The sequence below is a fragment of the Billgrantia sp. Q4P2 genome, from assembly GCF_052806135.1.
In genome coordinates this window covers 59,115-72,792 of sequence record NZ_JBRBAI010000004.1, presented here as the reverse complement: position 1 = coordinate 72,792, position 13,678 = coordinate 59,115, and the positions used below count along the sequence as shown (strand labels likewise).

Genomic DNA, 13,678 nt, shown 5'->3' with positions numbered 1-13,678 from the left:
GGAGGGTCAGGAGACCGGCGGCAGGTCGATCTGGTCGCTGCGCTGGACCCCCTCGGTCATCTGCCGGCACAGGCGCAGGAACTCGCGCATGCCGGTGGCCATGTACTTGTGACGGTGCCAGATGAAGGCGAACTGACGGCTCAAGTCGAGTTCCGGGGTGGGGATCGGCACCAGGCTGCCGCGGCGGAAGGCATCGCGCAGCGCCAGCTTGGATACGCAGCCGATGCCGAGGCCCGACTCCACTGCCCGCTTGATGCCTTCGGTGTGCTCCAGCTCCAGCAGGGTATTGAAGCGTCCGCGCCGGTGCCGCGCGGCCTGCTCCAGGGTCATGCGCGTGCCCGAGCCCTGCTCGCGCATGATCCACGCCTCGCGCAGCAGGCGGTCGAGTTCCACCGGCCCCTGCCCGGCCAGCGGATGGCGGGGCGAGCAGAACACCGACAGCTCGTCCTCCACCCACGGCTGGGTGATCACGTCCTCCTCCTCGCAGTGCCCCTCGATGAGTCCCAGGTCAAGCTCGTGCTGGCGCACGCGATCGACGATTTCCCGCGTATTGCGTACCGCCAGGCGTACCCGGCTGCCCGGGTGGCGCTGCATGAAGTCGCTGATCAGCAGCGTCGCCAGATAGTTGCCGATGGTCAGGGTGGCGCCCACGTCGAGCGAGCCGATGCCCTGCTGGCCATGTAGGATCTCCTCGATCTCCTCGGCGCGGTCGAGCAGGGCCACGGCCTTGGGCAACAGCTGGAAGCCCAGCGCATTGAGCCGTAGCCGCTTGCCGACGCGGTCGAGCAGTTGGCAGTCGAATTGGCGTTCGAGTTCGGCCAGGGCGGTACTGGTGGCCGATTGGGACAGGGAGAGGGCGCGAGCGGCACGCGAGACGCTCTCGTGCTGGGCGACGGCGACGTAGACCTCGAGTTGGCGCAGGGTGAAATGCATGAAACGGCTCGGTTTTGATCTATATCAGTAGTATAGATAAAGGATATCCATACAATCCAATTAACAGATAAACCTTGCGCTCTTATAATGCAAGCAAATCGTTTTTCCCCTCGAGTTATTCGATATTGGAATAGATAGGAGCCGGCATGAGCAAGTTCGCACTGGAAGACGTTCTGAGCGTTCACCACTGGAACGATACCCTGTTCAGCTTTCGCACCACCCGCGAGCGCAGCCTGCGCTTCAAGAACGGTCAGTTCGTGATGATCGGCCTGGAAGTGAACGGCAAGCCGCTGATGCGTGCCTATTCCATCGCCAGCCCCAACTACGAGGACCACCTCGAGTTCTTCAGCATCAAGGTGCCCGACGGCCCGCTGACCTCGCGCCTGCAGCACCTCAAGGTGGGCGACCAGATCATGGTCAGCCGCAAGCCCACCGGCACCCTGGTCACCGACGACCTGCTGCCGGGACGCAACCTCTACTTCCTCTCCACCGGTACCGGCCTGGCGCCGTTCATGAGCCTGATCCAGGACCCGGAGGTGTACGAGCGCTACGAGAAGGTGATCCTGGTGCACGGCGTGCGCAGCGTCAGCGAACTGGCCTATGCCGACTTCATCCAGAAGGAGCTGCCGGCCCACGAGTACCTGGGCGACGAGATCAAGGAGAAGCTGGTCTACTACCCCACCGTGACCCGCGAAGAGTTCCACACCATGGGGCGTCTCACCGACCATATCCGCAGCGGCAAGCTGTTCGAGGATACCGGCGTGGCGCCGATGGATCCCAAGCAGGACCGCGCCATGATCTGCGGTAGCCCGGCGATGCTCGACGAGACCAGCGCGCTGCTCGACGACCTGGGCTTCAACATCTCGCCGCGCATGGGCGAGCCGGGCGATTACGTCATCGAGCGTGCCTTCGTCGAGAAGTAAGCGAAACGTGGGCTGCGCTCGGTCACGCTTCGGGCGCTCGTAGACGTTTCAAAAAACCCACGCCCTCATGGTCGTGGGTTTTTGGCTACTTGCGGCAGTTCCGACGACAGGCCTACGCGGAGGCGCTGTGAACCCATCCCTGGGCGCTACCGATGCCATCCATGGCATCGGACCTCCGCTTCGCCCTGTCCCCGGTCCTGCCTGTATCTTTTAGCGGCTACACCGCATCCTTGCCGGTTTCGCCGGTACGGATGCGGAGGTGCGGCTATCCGATCACCTGCTCCAGCGGGGTGATGAAGATCTTGCCGTCGCCGATCTTGCTGAAGGTATAAGCGCGACCTGGCTTATACCGCGTCCTTACCGGTTTCGCCGGTACGGATACGGATCACCTGCTCCAGCGGGGTGATGAAGATTTTGCCATCGCCGATCTTGCCGGTATTGGCTACCTGGGTGATGGCATCGATGACCTGCTCGACCAAGTCGTCGTCGATGGCGATCTCGACCTTTACCTTGGGCAGGAAGTCGACCACGTACTCGGCGCCGCGGTAGAGCTCGGTGTGACCCTTCTGGCGGCCGAAGCCCTTCACCTCGGTGACGGTGATGCCCTGTACCCCGATCTCCGAAAGCGACTCGCGAACGTCGTCGAGCTTGAACGGCTTGATGATGGCGGTCACCAGTTTCATGGTCTGTTTCCTCATGGTCGGGCAGGGTTCATGATGAACCCGAGCGGGTACGGATCGTTGGCCTCAAGCATACACCGCCCTTGGCAGGAAGAAAAAAGGCTCCCCGTAGGGAGCCCGGTAAAGCCTGTATCGCTTACTCGGCGTGCGGCTGGCCGATCGGTGCGCCGACTCCGTAGCCGCCGGACTGCGGGCGTCCACCGCTGCCGCCGTAGACCTTGGCGACGCTGAACTCGGGATAGGCCTCCATGCCGCATTCGGCCAGGTCGACCCCTTCGTACTCTTCCTCCTCGCTGACGCGGATGCCCATGATCGCCTTGAGGATCAGCCACACCGCCAGGCTGGCAACGAAGACCCAAGCGAAGATGGCCAGTGCCCCGATGATCTGGACGCCGAAGCCGGTATCGGTCGACAGCGGCACCGCCAGCAGGCCCCAGAGTCCGACCACGCCGTGCACCGAGATGGCACCGACCGGATCGTCGATCTTCAGCTTGTCGAGCGTGACGATGGAGGCCACCACGATGATGCCGCCCACGGCGCCGATCAACGTGGCACCCAGTGCGGAAGGTGCCAACGGTTCGGCGGTGATCGCCACCAGGCCGGCCAGGGCACCGTTCAGCGCCATGGTCAGGTCGGCCTTGCGGAACCACAGCTTGGCCAGAATCAGCGCGGCGATGACACCACCGGCCGCGGCGGCATTGGTGTTGACCAGCACCTGGGCCACGTTGTTGGCCGAAGATACGTCGGAGAGCTTGAGCTCGGAGCCGCCGTTGAAGCCGAACCAGCCCATCCACAGGATGAAGGTGCCCACGGTGGCCAGCGGCAGGTTGGCGCCCGGAATGGCATGGATGCTGCCGTCCTTGCCGTACTTGCCCTTGCGCGGGCCGAGGATCAGCACGCCGGCCAGCGCCGCGGCCGCGCCGGCCAGGTGCACGATGCCGGAACCGGCGAAGTCGGAGAAGCCCAGGGCGTCGAGCCAGCCCTCGCCCCAGGTCCAGTAGCCCGACACCGGGTAGATGAAGCCGGTCATGACCACGGCGAAGGCGAGGAAGGCCCACAGCTTCATGCGCTCGGCAACGGCACCGGAGACGATCGACATGGCGGTGGCGACGAACACCACCTGGAAGAAGAAGTCGGCGCGCATGGAGTAGTAAGGGGCGTCGTCGCCACCGGCGGTAACCGCGTCGACGCTGTTCTCTCCGCCGATCAGCACGCCCAGGTTGGGCAGGATGCCGCCGGCATCGCTCGAATACATGATGGCGTAGCCCACCAGCAGGTACATGGTGCAGGCAATGGCGAACAGGGCGATGTTCTTGGTCAGGATCTCGGCGGTATTCTTGGCGCGCACCAGGCCGGCCTCGAGCATCGAGAAGCCGGCAGCCATCCACATGACCAGAACGCCGCATATCAGGAAGTAGAAGGTGTCGAGCGCGTAGCTCAACTCTGCAAGTTCACTCATGGGAGTTTCTCCATCGCTCTTGTAAGGTAAGCAGCCGTCACACGGCCTCGGCGCCGCGTTCGCCGGTACGGATGCGGATCACATCCTCCAGCGGAGTCACGAAGACCTTGCCGTCGCCAATCTTGCCGCTGTTGGCGGCGCTGCAGATGGCGTCGAGCACGCTCTCGACGCGGGAGTCGTCCACGGCAACCTCGACCTTCACCTTGGGCAGAAAATCGACCACGTATTCGGCGCCACGATAGAGTTCGGTGTGGCCCTTCTGGCGACCGAAACCCTTCACTTCGGTCACGGTGATGCCCTGGACGCCGTTGTCGGCCAGCGCCTCGCGTACGTCGTCGAGCTTGAATGGCTTGATGATGGCGGTGATGAGCTTCATCGCATCTCTCCCTGCTGGAATAAAGGCGGCGGGGGTCGCCAGCCGGCTGTACTGCGCGTAATGCGCAGACCATGCCAGGCTGAGTTTTGCTTCTCATAAACAGGAGGTTGCAGGCGTATTCCGTTGTGTCATGCGCTTCAATGGCGCAGCGGTCATAGCCGCCTTGCACCAAGCTGGTGCTGGTTCGTGGTGCGGATGCGCCATGACGGAGCGGGAGAAGAGAATGCGTCGTGGCGGGGCCTTGCGTATGCTGTAGAGCAACATGTGCAAGCCAACAGGAGAAGCGCACCATGGCGAATCAGGACCCCATCAGCCGGCTGGCACAACAGCTGGGCGAGCGCCTGCAGGGCGCGGCTCAGGCGCCGGAGGAATTTCAGAAGGGCGTGCAGCAGATCGTGCGTGGTGCCTTCGACCGCCTCGAGCTGGTATCGCGGGAGGATTTCGACATCCTGATGGACGTGCTGCAGCGCACGCGGATCCGCGTCGAAGCCCTGGAGCAGCAGGTCGCGGCCCTGGAGAAGGCGCTGGCGGCCCGCGAGACTCCCGCGCCCCAGGCGACCCTCACGCCGCCCAAGGACGCCGACGAAAACGAAGCAGGGGCCGACGAAGCCAAGCGCTGAGCCAGCGTGGAGAGCCCGTTCTGGCACAGTGCTAGTATCTAGCCCTTACGCTAATGAAACACTGCATAAATGCCTGCGCGAGCGAATCGCTGCGTTGCGCGGTGCCGAAGCGTCGGACCGGCGGATCCTCACATATACCCCATATGCTCCGGTTCCTGTGCTCCGTGCGCCTTGCGCCTCATCTCGCTCGCCAATTTATTCAGCGTTTCTCTAATGGACTGCGAGGGACTGCACGATGCTGGCGATCGTTGCCACACGGGCCGGCCTGGGGCTGGAAGCGCCCGAGGTACAGGTCGAGGTACATCTGGCCAATGGCCTGCCGGGGATGACCCTGGTCGGCCTGCCCGAGGCCGCCGTCAAGGAGAGCCGCGAACGGGTGCGCAGCGCCCTCACCAACGCCGGCTTCGATTTTCCCAATACGCGAAGAATCGTGCTCAACCTGGCGCCCGCCGACCTGCCCAAGGTCGGCGGGCGCTTCGATCTGCCCATTGCGCTGGGTATCCTGATCGCCTCGGGCCAGCTTCCGGGCGAGGCGCTGGAAGGCATCGAGAGCGTCGGCGAGCTAGCGCTGGATGGCCGCCTGCGCCCCATCAGCGGGGTGCTGCCGCTGGCCCTGGCCGCCAGAAAGGCCGGACGCAAGCTGATCGTGCCCAGGGAGAACGCCGACGAGGCGGCGCTGGCCGGTGATCTGCAGGTCTTGCCCGCCGAGCATCTGCTCGACGTCATGGCGCATCTGCTGGGGCAGAAGCCGATCGCCGCACATCGCCTCGAAGCGCCACCCGTCGTCGACTCCCGCGAGGGCGACCTGGCCGAGGTCCGTGGCCAGCACCAGGCCCGGCGCGCGCTGGAGATCGCCGCGGCCGGCTCGCACAATCTGCTGTTCGCCGGCCCACCCGGTACCGGCAAGACCATGCTGGCGAGCCGCCTGCCCGGCATATTGCCGGAGCTCACCGAGGAGGAGGCGCTGGAAGTGGCCGCCATCCGTTCGGTGTGTGGCCTGCCCCTGGCCGAGCAGTGGGGGCGGCGGCCCTTTCGTGCCCCGCACCACACTGCCAGCGCCGTGGCCCTGGTCGGCGGCGGCTCCTGGCCGCGGCCGGGCGAGATCTCGCTGGCCCACCACGGCGTGCTGTTCCTCGATGAGCTGCCCGAGTTCAGCCGCCACGTGCTCGAAGTGATGCGCGAGCCGATGGAGTCGGGCCGTATCCATATCGCCCGCGCCAACCACGAGCGTAAATTCCCCGCGCGCTTCCAGCTGGTGGCGGCCATGAACCCCTGCCCCTGCGGCCACCTGGGCGACCCACGCCAGGCCTGCCAGTGCACCGCGGCGCAAATCCAGCGCTACCAGTCGCGGCTCTCGGGGCCGCTGCTCGACCGCATCGATCTGCAGATCGAAGTGCCTGCACTGCCGCCGGAGCAGCTCACGTCGCGCGAGGTAGGCGAGAGTTCGGCCGAGGTACGCGCCCGGGTCGTGGCCGCACGAGAGCGACAGTACGCACGAGGTGCGCTCAATGCCCACCTTGGCGGGTGCGAGCTGGAAGCGGCCTGCGCCCTGTCGACGGCGGATCGCGCCTGGCTGGCTGGGGTGCTCGAGCGCCTGCGCCTCTCGGCGCGCGCCTACCACCGCGTGCTGCGGGTGGCGCTGACCCTGGCCGATCTCGCGGCCAAGCCGCGCCCGGAGCGCGGCGAGCTGATGGAGGCGATTGGGTATCGGCAGCTAGATCGGCAGCTGCGCCAGGCATAGGGGCTGCTACAGCGCCGTGGCGTCGAAGGCGCCCTCGATCTCGGTCTCCCACAGCGCACTCTCCGCGTCGGGGCGATAGAGCGACAGGGTGAGACGGTAGGGCAGCAGATCGCGGTCGGAGAGGCTCAGGCGTGGCGCGGTGGCCTCCAGGCGGCTCTCCATGCGCCACTGGTGGTCGCCTCCCTCGCCGCTCATGGCGGGGCGCCAGTCGATCACCTGGGGGCCGTCGCTGGCACCCAGCAGGGCGCGAGTGAGGCTTTCCAGGAAGCGCTCGCTGCCGATCTCGAGACTGTCGTCCACCGCCGGCGATACCAGCAGCAGCACCTGGTCCTGCGGCGGTTGCAGGGCGTCCACGTTCATTACCCTGGCGACGGCACGGTCGCTCAGGTTCTGCAGCGCGCGACGAATGGGGTCGGGTTCGGGGGGCTGGGCGGCGCATCCGGCGAGTAGGGCGAACAGCAAGAGCAGAGCGATAGGTCTCAGCATCGGGAGAAGCGCTCCTGGGCGGCCGGGGCAAGGCCTTGCTCCAATTCGGCAACGAAAGCGTCGAGAGAGGCGAACAGGGCGGCGCGAATGGGCTCGGCCTCGTTGACCAGATGATGGCGCGCTTCCGGATGACGCTGGATGCGGGCGTTGGGAAACTTGCGTTCCAGCACCGCCAGGTTCCACTCCCAGTCGACGGTGAGGTCCTGCTCCCCTTGCAGGATCAGGGTGGGGAGGTCGCTGGAGGGGAGGGCGAGCAGCTGGGGCATCCAGCGGCGCATGGCACTGACCCAGTTGAGCGACAGATGTTCCGGCTGCAACGGGTCGTGTTCGCGCAGGAAGGCGGCAAACTCGGCGTCGGTGGAGTTGGCCCCGAAGCGGCGCGGCAGGGTTTCGACGAAAGGACCCACCAGGGTATGCAGCCATCCCGCCTGGGGCCAGCCGAAGGGGCGCACCAGGGGCGCGAGCAGGACCAGGCCCGACCAGTGCCCTTCGCCAGGCCGGCTCAAGGCATCGGTGGCGAGAATGGCGGCGCCGGTACTCTGACCGATGCCAAGCCAGGGCCGCGGGGCCAGGCCCTCGGCATCCAGCTGATCCTGCAAGGCATGCAGGCAGTCGCCGTAGTGAGCGAAGTCATCGATACAGGCACGCTTGCCACTGGACAGGCCGTGCCCCGGCAGATCCCACAGCACCACCCGCCAGCGTCGTTCAAGCAGGAGTTCCAGCAGGTGACGATAGAGGCCGAGGTGGTCGTAGTAGCCATGCACCACGAATGCCGTGCCGACCGGCTCCGCCGGGCTCCATACCTGAGTCCACAGCTGGTAGCGCTGTGCATCCACGTAGCCGACGTAGAGACCGATCCGCTCGGTGAGCAGCGGGGCGAGGCCGTAGTGGGCCAGGTAACCGTTCAGCGAGGGCTCTCCCTCGGCACGGAAGGGGGCGATGGGCCCCAGGGCCTGCAGGGGGCTGAAGTCGGTCATGGCGTTCTCCCTCGGGTCAAGGCACTGTCCCCTCGAATCCTTTCGTCTTCAGCGGCACACAAGTGTGCAGCAAGTTTACCTACCGGCCATGCTATTGGGTGAGTTATCGCTGTGATAAGCCACGCTTTTACTGACCATTTGGTCAAATTATCGGACCTTAACCCTATGTCTAGTAGGGTAGCCCTTCCTTCGGGTTTACATATGGAACAGTTTTCCACAAAATTGGCGCCTTCGCAGTGGTATCACCCCCACGAATTGCGGCTGGCCGAGAGCTTGTCATCGGCCGCCACGCAGGAGGAGACTTCCCATGTCCGAACGTGTCACACGCCATCGTCTCCAGGTGGCCGCTGAACTGGACCGCTTCATCAACGACCAGGCTCTTCCCGGTACCGGCCTGGATGCCGAGAGCTTCTGGGCCGGGGTCGATGCCATCTTTCATGATCTGACACCAAAAAATCGTGAATTGCTCGCCGAGCGAGAGCGCTTGCAAGAGCAGTTGGATACCTGGCACCGCGAGAACCCCGGCCCGGTGCGCGACATGAGCGTCTATCGCGCCTTCCTCGAAGAAATCGGTTACCTGGTGGAGGCGCCTTCACAGGTTACCGTTTCCACCGCCAACGTCGACCGCGAGGTTTCCACCCAGGCCGGGCCGCAGCTGGTGGTGCCGGTGAGTAACGCCCGCTATGCGCTGAATGCCGCCAATGCCCGCTGGGGCAGCCTCTATGACGCACTCTACGGTACCGATGCCATCGCCGAAGAGGACGGCGCCGAGAAGGGCACGAGCTACAACCCCAAGCGTGGCGAGAAAGTCGTCGCCTACGCCCGTGGCGTGCTGGACCTGGCCGCGCCGCTGGCTACCGGTTCCCATCGTGACGCCGTCAAGTACGTGCTGCGTGACGGCCATTTGATAGTGACCCTCGAAGGTGGCCGCGAAACCGGCCTGAAGGAGCCGGGCAAGCTGATCGGCTACCGCGGCGAGGCCGGTAGTCCCGAGGCGATCCTGCTGGCCAACAACGACCTGCACCTCGAGATCCAGATCGACCCCGGCCACCCCATCGGCCAAACCGACCCGGCCGGTGTCAAGGATCTGCTGGTCGAGGCCGCGCTCACCGCGATCATGGATTGCGAAGACTCCGTGGCGGCGGTCGATGCCGAGGACAAGGTCGGCGTCTACGCCAACTGGCTGGGCCTGATGAAGGGCGATCTGGAGGAGGCCATCGAAAAAGGCGGCAAGACCTTCACTCGTCGCCTCAACGAGGATCGCCACTACACCACGCCGAACGGCGGCAGTCTGACTCTGCCGGGCCGCTCGTTGATGTTCGTGCGCAACGTCGGCCACCTGATGACCACCCCGGCGGTACTCGACGCCGACGGCAACGAACTGCCCGAAGGCATCCTCGACGGCATCGTGACGAGCCTGCTGGCCATCCACGACCTCAAGAAGGGCGAGGGCGAGGCGCGCAACTCGCGTCAGGGCTCGGTCTACATCGTCAAGCCCAAGATGCACGGGCCGAAGGAGGTCGCCTTCTCAAACGAGTTGTTCGGCCGCATCGAGGACCTGCTGGGTCTCTCTCGAGACACGCTCAAGATGGGCATCATGGACGAAGAGCGCCGCACCTCGGTCAACCTCAAGGCATGTATCAATGAAGCCGCTTCGCGGGTGGTGTTCATCAATACTGGCTTCCTCGACCGCACCGGCGACGAGATGCACACCGCCATGGAAGCGGGGCCGATGATCCGCAAGGGTGACATGAAGAACGCCGCCTGGATCGGCGCCTACGAGCGCAACAACGTCCAGGTCGGCCTGGCCTGCGGCCTGCGCGGCCGTGCCCAGATCGGCAAGGGCATGTGGGCCATGCCCGACCTGATGGCGGCCATGCTCGAGCAGAAGATCGGCCACCCCAAGGCCGGCGCCAACACCGCTTGGGTACCGTCGCCCACCGCTGCCGCGCTGCACGCGCTGCACTACCATCAGGTCGACGTCACCGAGATCCAGCGCGAGCTGGAGGCCCAGGGCGAACCCGACCTGCTCGACGACCTGCTGACCGTGCCGGTGGTCGAGAAGGCCGAATGGTCCGATGCGGAGCGGCAGCAGGAACTCGACAACAACTGCCAGGGCATCCTCGGCTACGTGGTGCGCTGGGTCGAGCATGGCGTAGGCTGCTCGAAGGTACCCGATATCCATGACGTGGGGCTGATGGAGGACCGTGCCACCTTGCGTATCTCCAGCCAGCACATTGCCAACTGGCTGCACCACGGCGTGGTCGATGCCGAGCGCGTGCAAAAGACCCTGGAGCGGATGGCCAAGGTGGTCGACGAGCAGAACGCCGGCGACCCGGCGTATACCGCCATGAGCGCCGACTACGAAGCCTCGACGGCGTTCAAGGCGGCCAGCGACCTGATCTTCAAGGGCCGCGTGCAGCCCTCCGGTTATACCGAGCCGCTGCTGCACCACTGGCGTGCCGTGCACAAGGCCAAGTAAGCCCGCTTCCCGCGACGGGACAAGCAGGAGCGCCCCTGCCGGGAGACCGGCGGGGGCGTTTTGTTCTCAGGCAGCGGGTCGACGCTCCAGCATCGCGTCACTCTGGGGGAGCGCCGCCCCAATGATCGAACGTCTCGGCATTCTCCCTGGTGACCAGGTGCGTGGAGAGCCGGATCACTTGGTTTTCCTGCCGTTCGCTCGCCGCCAGGTGTCTCAGGCTTTCGCGAATGGCCGTTTCGGCCATTTGACGCGGGGATTGCGCGGCGCTGGCAACCAGCAAGGGTGGAGACTCTCGTAGCGCTGCAACACCCTCGGGAGAACCGTCCACCGCAACGATGAACAGATGGGGCTGCCCGGCCAGGCGCGCGGCACTGGCCGCTCCCATGGCCGAGGGGTCGTTGATGGCGAAGACCGCCTCCAGGTCGGGGTAGGCATTGAGCAGATAGGTCATGGCCTCGAGACCGCCACTGTAGGTGCCACCACCGTTGTGGTCGTCACTGAGCAGTTCGATCCCAGGGTGCCGGTTCAGCACCGCACGGCAACCGGCCACTCGGTCGGTCACCGATGAGACCGGCGCACCGTTGATGATCGCCACGCGCCCGCTGTGCCCCAATCTCTCGGCCATGTAGCCACAGGCCACCGCCCCCGCCTGAACGTTATCGGTGGTCACGGTTACGTCTGCCCCTTGCGCATTGATGTCGACCGCCGCCACGACGATACCGGCCTGCTGGGCTCGCCGGACGGCCGGCCCGATGGCCTCGCTGTTGGCGGCGGCCAGCACGATGATGTCCATGCGCGCTTGCGTGAAGGCGTCGACCTGGTTGACCTGGCGCTCGAGGTCGTAGGCGCTGGACCTGACCTCCAGGGTGACGTCGCCGGGGTGCATCGCTCGTGCCGACTCACCGAGGGCCACTGCCAGGGTGGCGAAGAAGGGGTTGCCGAGATCCGCCACGCTGACGCCGATCCTCAATGGCTCGGCGTGGAGATGAGCGGCATATAGCGAGAGCAGGACGATGAGCAGCTTGCGCATACGGGCTTCCTGAGCGAAAAGTGCGAAGCGGCGACGGGTTTCGCCACCGCATCGCACCGGATATTGCCGCCTAACTCCCGGGTCATGCCACGCCGGGGTCTACCTCCGTGGCGCCGGTCATGATGGCGACGGCATCGGACATGCTATGCGTATCCGGACGGATCACGGCAGCCCGGCGGCCCAGGCGATGTACATGAATCCGATCGGCAACTTCGAACACATGCGGCATATTATGGCTGATCAGGACGATCGGTAGGCCGTTGTCGCGGAGTTGCTGGATCAGGTTCAGCACCCGTCGCGACTCCTTGACGCCCAAGGCCGCCGTCGGTTCGTCCAGAATCACCACCTGGCTGCCGAAGGCCGCCGAGCGGGCTACCGCCACCCCTTGACGCTGGCCACCGGAGAGCGTCTCCACGGCCTGATTGATGTTCTGGATGGTCAGCAGCCCGAGATCGGACAGCTCTTTTCGCGCCTGGCGCTGCATCTCCGCCTTGTCGAGCATGCGAAACACGGAACCCAGGATGCCGGGCTTGCGCAGCTCGCGGCCCAGGAACAGGTTGTCGGCGATACCCAGTGCCGGCGACACGGCCAGTGTCTGGTAGACCGTTTCGATACCGGCGGCACGGGCTTCCATCGGGTTACTGAAGCGTATGGGCTTGCCGTGCATGCGGATCTCGCCCTGGTCGGGTATCACGGCACCGGACAGGGCCTTGATCAGCGTCGACTTGCCCGCCCCGTTGTCGCCGATCACCGCCAGCACCTCGCCGGGGTACAGGTCGAAATCGGCCCGATCCAGCGCGGTGACCCGCCCATAGCGTTTGATCAGACCGGCTGCTTCCAGTATGGGGGAATGACTATTCATGCCGATGCCCTCCGAATCCACTGATCGGTGGTCACGGCAACGATGATCAGCATGCCGACGGTAAACTCCTGCCACAGCACGTCGACCCCGGCCAGGGCCAGCCCGTTGCGGAATACGCCGACGATCAAGGCGCCGATCAAGGTGCCGAAAATGGAGCCTCGCCCGCCGAACAGGGAGGTACCACCGATCACCACGGCGGTGATGCTGTCCAGGTTGGCGGTATAACCCGCCTGTGGGCTGACCGAGCCGGTACGTCCGATCAGCAGCCAGGCGGCGATGGCGCAGATGAGACCGGCGACGATGTAGACCGACAGCAAGACCCGGCGCGTGCGGATCCCTGCCAGCTCGGCGGCATCCTTGTCGTCACCGGTGGCATAGACATGCCGGCCCCAGGCCGTCCAGTTCAATGCGTACCAGACGGCACAGAAGATGGCGAGCATGAGGATCGAGCCATAGGTGAAGCGAGCCCCGAACAGCTCGAAGGCGGTGCCGCCCCATTGCAATAGCGGCGCCGTTGCCGCGATCTCCTGCGAGCGAATGGCCTCGCTCTTGGAGTACCACAGGTTCAGGGCGAAGAAGATGTTCCAGGTACCGAGGGTGGCAATGAACGGCGGCAGTTTCAGCCGTGTCACCAAGGTACCGTTGAGCAGACCACAGATGGCACCTGTCAGCAGGCCGATGGCCAGCGCCAATGACGGAGGCAGGCCGAAATCGATGGCCATGCGCCCCATGACCACCGACGTGAGCACCATGATGGCGCCAACGGAAAGGTCGATGCCCATGGTCAGGATGATCAGCGTCTGGGCGATGCCCAGTGTGCCGATGATGGTCACCTGCTGCAGTATCAGCGACAGGTTGAATGGCGCCAGGAAGCGTTCACCCACCAGCAGCATGAAGGCCAGCACGGAGGCGACCAGCACCAGCGCCGGCGCTGCCGTCGGGTTGGCATGGAAAAAGCGATGGGCCCGCCGGCCCAGGGAGAGTACCTCCTCCTCGAACCGGGCCACCTGACCGGGCGAGGCGTCCGCCATACGCTCATGAGCGGCGACGTCGTTTGGGCCTGAATGGTTGGGTTGTGTCATAACTCACCTGTTGGTAGGTCGGCGCCC

General features: G+C 65.1%; 13 protein-coding genes. 4 read left to right on the top strand and 9 right to left on the bottom strand.

Translation table 11 applies throughout. The features are described 5' to 3' along the window. Positions 1 to 6 precede the first annotated feature (6 nt). Positions 7 to 933: a LysR family transcriptional regulator gene (locus ACUY1T_RS08255; protein WP_446021746.1), complete on the bottom strand. Its 927-nt coding sequence runs from the start codon at positions 931 to 933 to the stop codon at positions 7 to 9. Between the two features lie 146 nt (positions 934 to 1,079). Between ACUY1T_RS08255 and ACUY1T_RS08250 the strand changes: the two genes are divergently transcribed. Then, positions 1,080 to 1,856, top strand: a complete 777-nt coding sequence (locus tag ACUY1T_RS08250) for a ferredoxin--NADP reductase (protein ID WP_411795646.1) — start codon at positions 1,080 to 1,082, stop codon at positions 1,854 to 1,856. A gap of 344 nt (positions 1,857 to 2,200) precedes the next feature. Here ACUY1T_RS08250 and glnK read toward each other — a convergent pair whose 3' ends face one another. From glnK to ACUY1T_RS08235, 3 genes are all read right to left on the bottom strand, one after another. Further along, entirely contained in the window at positions 2,201 to 2,539 is a 339-nt protein-coding gene (gene glnK, locus ACUY1T_RS08245; RefSeq protein ID WP_086509163.1) for a P-II family nitrogen regulator, read from the bottom strand. 133 nt (positions 2,540 to 2,672) lie between these two features. Further along, on the bottom strand, positions 2,673 to 3,995 hold the full coding sequence (locus tag ACUY1T_RS08240) for an ammonium transporter (protein WP_446021744.1): 1,323 nt from the start codon (positions 3,993 to 3,995) through the stop codon (positions 2,673 to 2,675). Positions 3,996 to 4,032: 37 nt separating this feature from the next. After that, positions 4,033 to 4,371, bottom strand: coding sequence for a P-II family nitrogen regulator (locus ACUY1T_RS08235; RefSeq protein WP_159555400.1), 339 nt, complete (start codon positions 4,369 to 4,371; stop codon positions 4,033 to 4,035). A gap of 290 nt (positions 4,372 to 4,661) precedes the next feature. Here ACUY1T_RS08235 and ACUY1T_RS08230 point away from each other — a divergent pair, with 290 nt between their 5' ends. Together ACUY1T_RS08230 and ACUY1T_RS08225 are read left to right on the top strand one after the other, a co-directional pair. Next, positions 4,662 to 4,991, top strand: coding sequence for an accessory factor UbiK family protein (locus ACUY1T_RS08230; protein ID WP_446021742.1), 330 nt, complete (start codon positions 4,662 to 4,664; stop codon positions 4,989 to 4,991). A 235-nt stretch (positions 4,992 to 5,226) separates the two neighbouring features. Beyond that, the gene (locus ACUY1T_RS08225) at positions 5,227 to 6,732 is read left to right on the top strand and encodes a YifB family Mg chelatase-like AAA ATPase (RefSeq protein WP_446021740.1); all 1,506 of its coding nucleotides are present in this window, start codon (positions 5,227 to 5,229) and stop codon (positions 6,730 to 6,732) included. A gap of 6 nt (positions 6,733 to 6,738) precedes the next feature. Here ACUY1T_RS08225 and ACUY1T_RS08220 read toward each other — a convergent pair whose 3' ends face one another. Together ACUY1T_RS08220 and ACUY1T_RS08215 are read right to left on the bottom strand one after the other, a co-directional pair. Further along, positions 6,739 to 7,218 carry a hypothetical protein gene (locus ACUY1T_RS08220; protein WP_446021738.1) on the bottom strand — a complete coding sequence of 160 codons (480 nt, stop codon included), beginning with the start codon at positions 7,216 to 7,218 and terminating at the stop codon, positions 6,739 to 6,741. Continuing rightward, positions 7,212 to 8,195, bottom strand: a complete 984-nt coding sequence (locus tag ACUY1T_RS08215) for an alpha/beta hydrolase (RefSeq protein WP_446021737.1) — start codon at positions 8,193 to 8,195, stop codon at positions 7,212 to 7,214. The genes ACUY1T_RS08220 and ACUY1T_RS08215 overlap by 7 nt, the downstream gene beginning before the upstream one ends. A 307-nt stretch (positions 8,196 to 8,502) precedes the next feature. On the opposite strand from ACUY1T_RS08215, the gene ACUY1T_RS08210 reads away from it, so the two are divergent. Beyond that, positions 8,503 to 10,677, top strand: a complete 2,175-nt coding sequence (locus ACUY1T_RS08210; RefSeq protein ID WP_446021735.1) for a malate synthase G — start codon at positions 8,503 to 8,505, stop codon at positions 10,675 to 10,677. A 97-nt stretch (positions 10,678 to 10,774) separates the two neighbouring features. Here the strand turns inward: ACUY1T_RS08210 and ACUY1T_RS08205 are convergent, their stop codons facing one another. The 3 genes from ACUY1T_RS08205 to ACUY1T_RS08195 all read right to left on the bottom strand — a co-directional run bounded on the left by ACUY1T_RS08205 (position 10,775) and on the right by ACUY1T_RS08195 (position 13,651). Then, complete coding sequence (locus tag ACUY1T_RS08205) at positions 10,775 to 11,707, bottom strand: substrate-binding domain-containing protein (RefSeq protein ID WP_446021733.1); 933 nt, start codon at positions 11,705 to 11,707, stop codon at positions 10,775 to 10,777. A gap of 82 nt (positions 11,708 to 11,789) precedes the next feature. Beyond that, the gene (locus tag ACUY1T_RS08200) at positions 11,790 to 12,569 is read right to left on the bottom strand and encodes an ATP-binding cassette domain-containing protein (RefSeq protein WP_446021732.1); all 780 of its coding nucleotides are present in this window, start codon (positions 12,567 to 12,569) and stop codon (positions 11,790 to 11,792) included. Beyond that, the gene (locus ACUY1T_RS08195) at positions 12,566 to 13,651 is read right to left on the bottom strand and encodes an ABC transporter permease (RefSeq protein WP_446021730.1); all 1,086 of its coding nucleotides are present in this window, start codon (positions 13,649 to 13,651) and stop codon (positions 12,566 to 12,568) included. The genes ACUY1T_RS08200 and ACUY1T_RS08195 overlap by 4 nt, the downstream gene beginning before the upstream one ends. Positions 13,652 to 13,678 lie beyond the last annotated feature (27 nt).

Coding starts and splice junctions, on each gene's coding strand:
- glnK (WP_086509163.1), bottom strand. CDS start 2,539: ATGAAACTGGTGACCGCCATCATCAAGCCGTTCAAGCTCGACGACGTT.
- ACUY1T_RS08235 (WP_159555400.1), bottom strand. CDS start 4,371: ATGAAGCTCATCACCGCCATCATCAAGCCATTCAAGCTCGACGACGTA.
- ACUY1T_RS08240 (WP_446021744.1), bottom strand. CDS start 3,995: ATGAGTGAACTTGCAGAGTTGAGCTACGCGCTCGACACCTTCTACTTC.
- ACUY1T_RS08195 (WP_446021730.1), bottom strand. CDS start 13,651: ATGACACAACCCAACCATTCAGGCCCAAACGACGTCGCCGCTCATGAG.
- ACUY1T_RS08215 (WP_446021737.1), bottom strand. CDS start 8,195: ATGACCGACTTCAGCCCCCTGCAGGCCCTGGGGCCCATCGCCCCCTTC.
- ACUY1T_RS08205 (WP_446021733.1), bottom strand. CDS start 11,707: ATGCGCAAGCTGCTCATCGTCCTGCTCTCGCTATATGCCGCTCATCTC.
- ACUY1T_RS08200 (WP_446021732.1), bottom strand. CDS start 12,569: ATGAATAGTCATTCCCCCATACTGGAAGCAGCCGGTCTGATCAAACGC.
- ACUY1T_RS08230 (WP_446021742.1), top strand. CDS start 4,662: ATGGCGAATCAGGACCCCATCAGCCGGCTGGCACAACAGCTGGGCGAG.
- ACUY1T_RS08210 (WP_446021735.1), top strand. CDS start 8,503: ATGTCCGAACGTGTCACACGCCATCGTCTCCAGGTGGCCGCTGAACTG.
- ACUY1T_RS08220 (WP_446021738.1), bottom strand. CDS start 7,218: ATGCTGAGACCTATCGCTCTGCTCTTGCTGTTCGCCCTACTCGCCGGA.
- ACUY1T_RS08250 (WP_411795646.1), top strand. CDS start 1,080: ATGAGCAAGTTCGCACTGGAAGACGTTCTGAGCGTTCACCACTGGAAC.
- ACUY1T_RS08225 (WP_446021740.1), top strand. CDS start 5,227: ATGCTGGCGATCGTTGCCACACGGGCCGGCCTGGGGCTGGAAGCGCCC.
- ACUY1T_RS08255 (WP_446021746.1), bottom strand. CDS start 933: ATGCATTTCACCCTGCGCCAACTCGAGGTCTACGTCGCCGTCGCCCAG.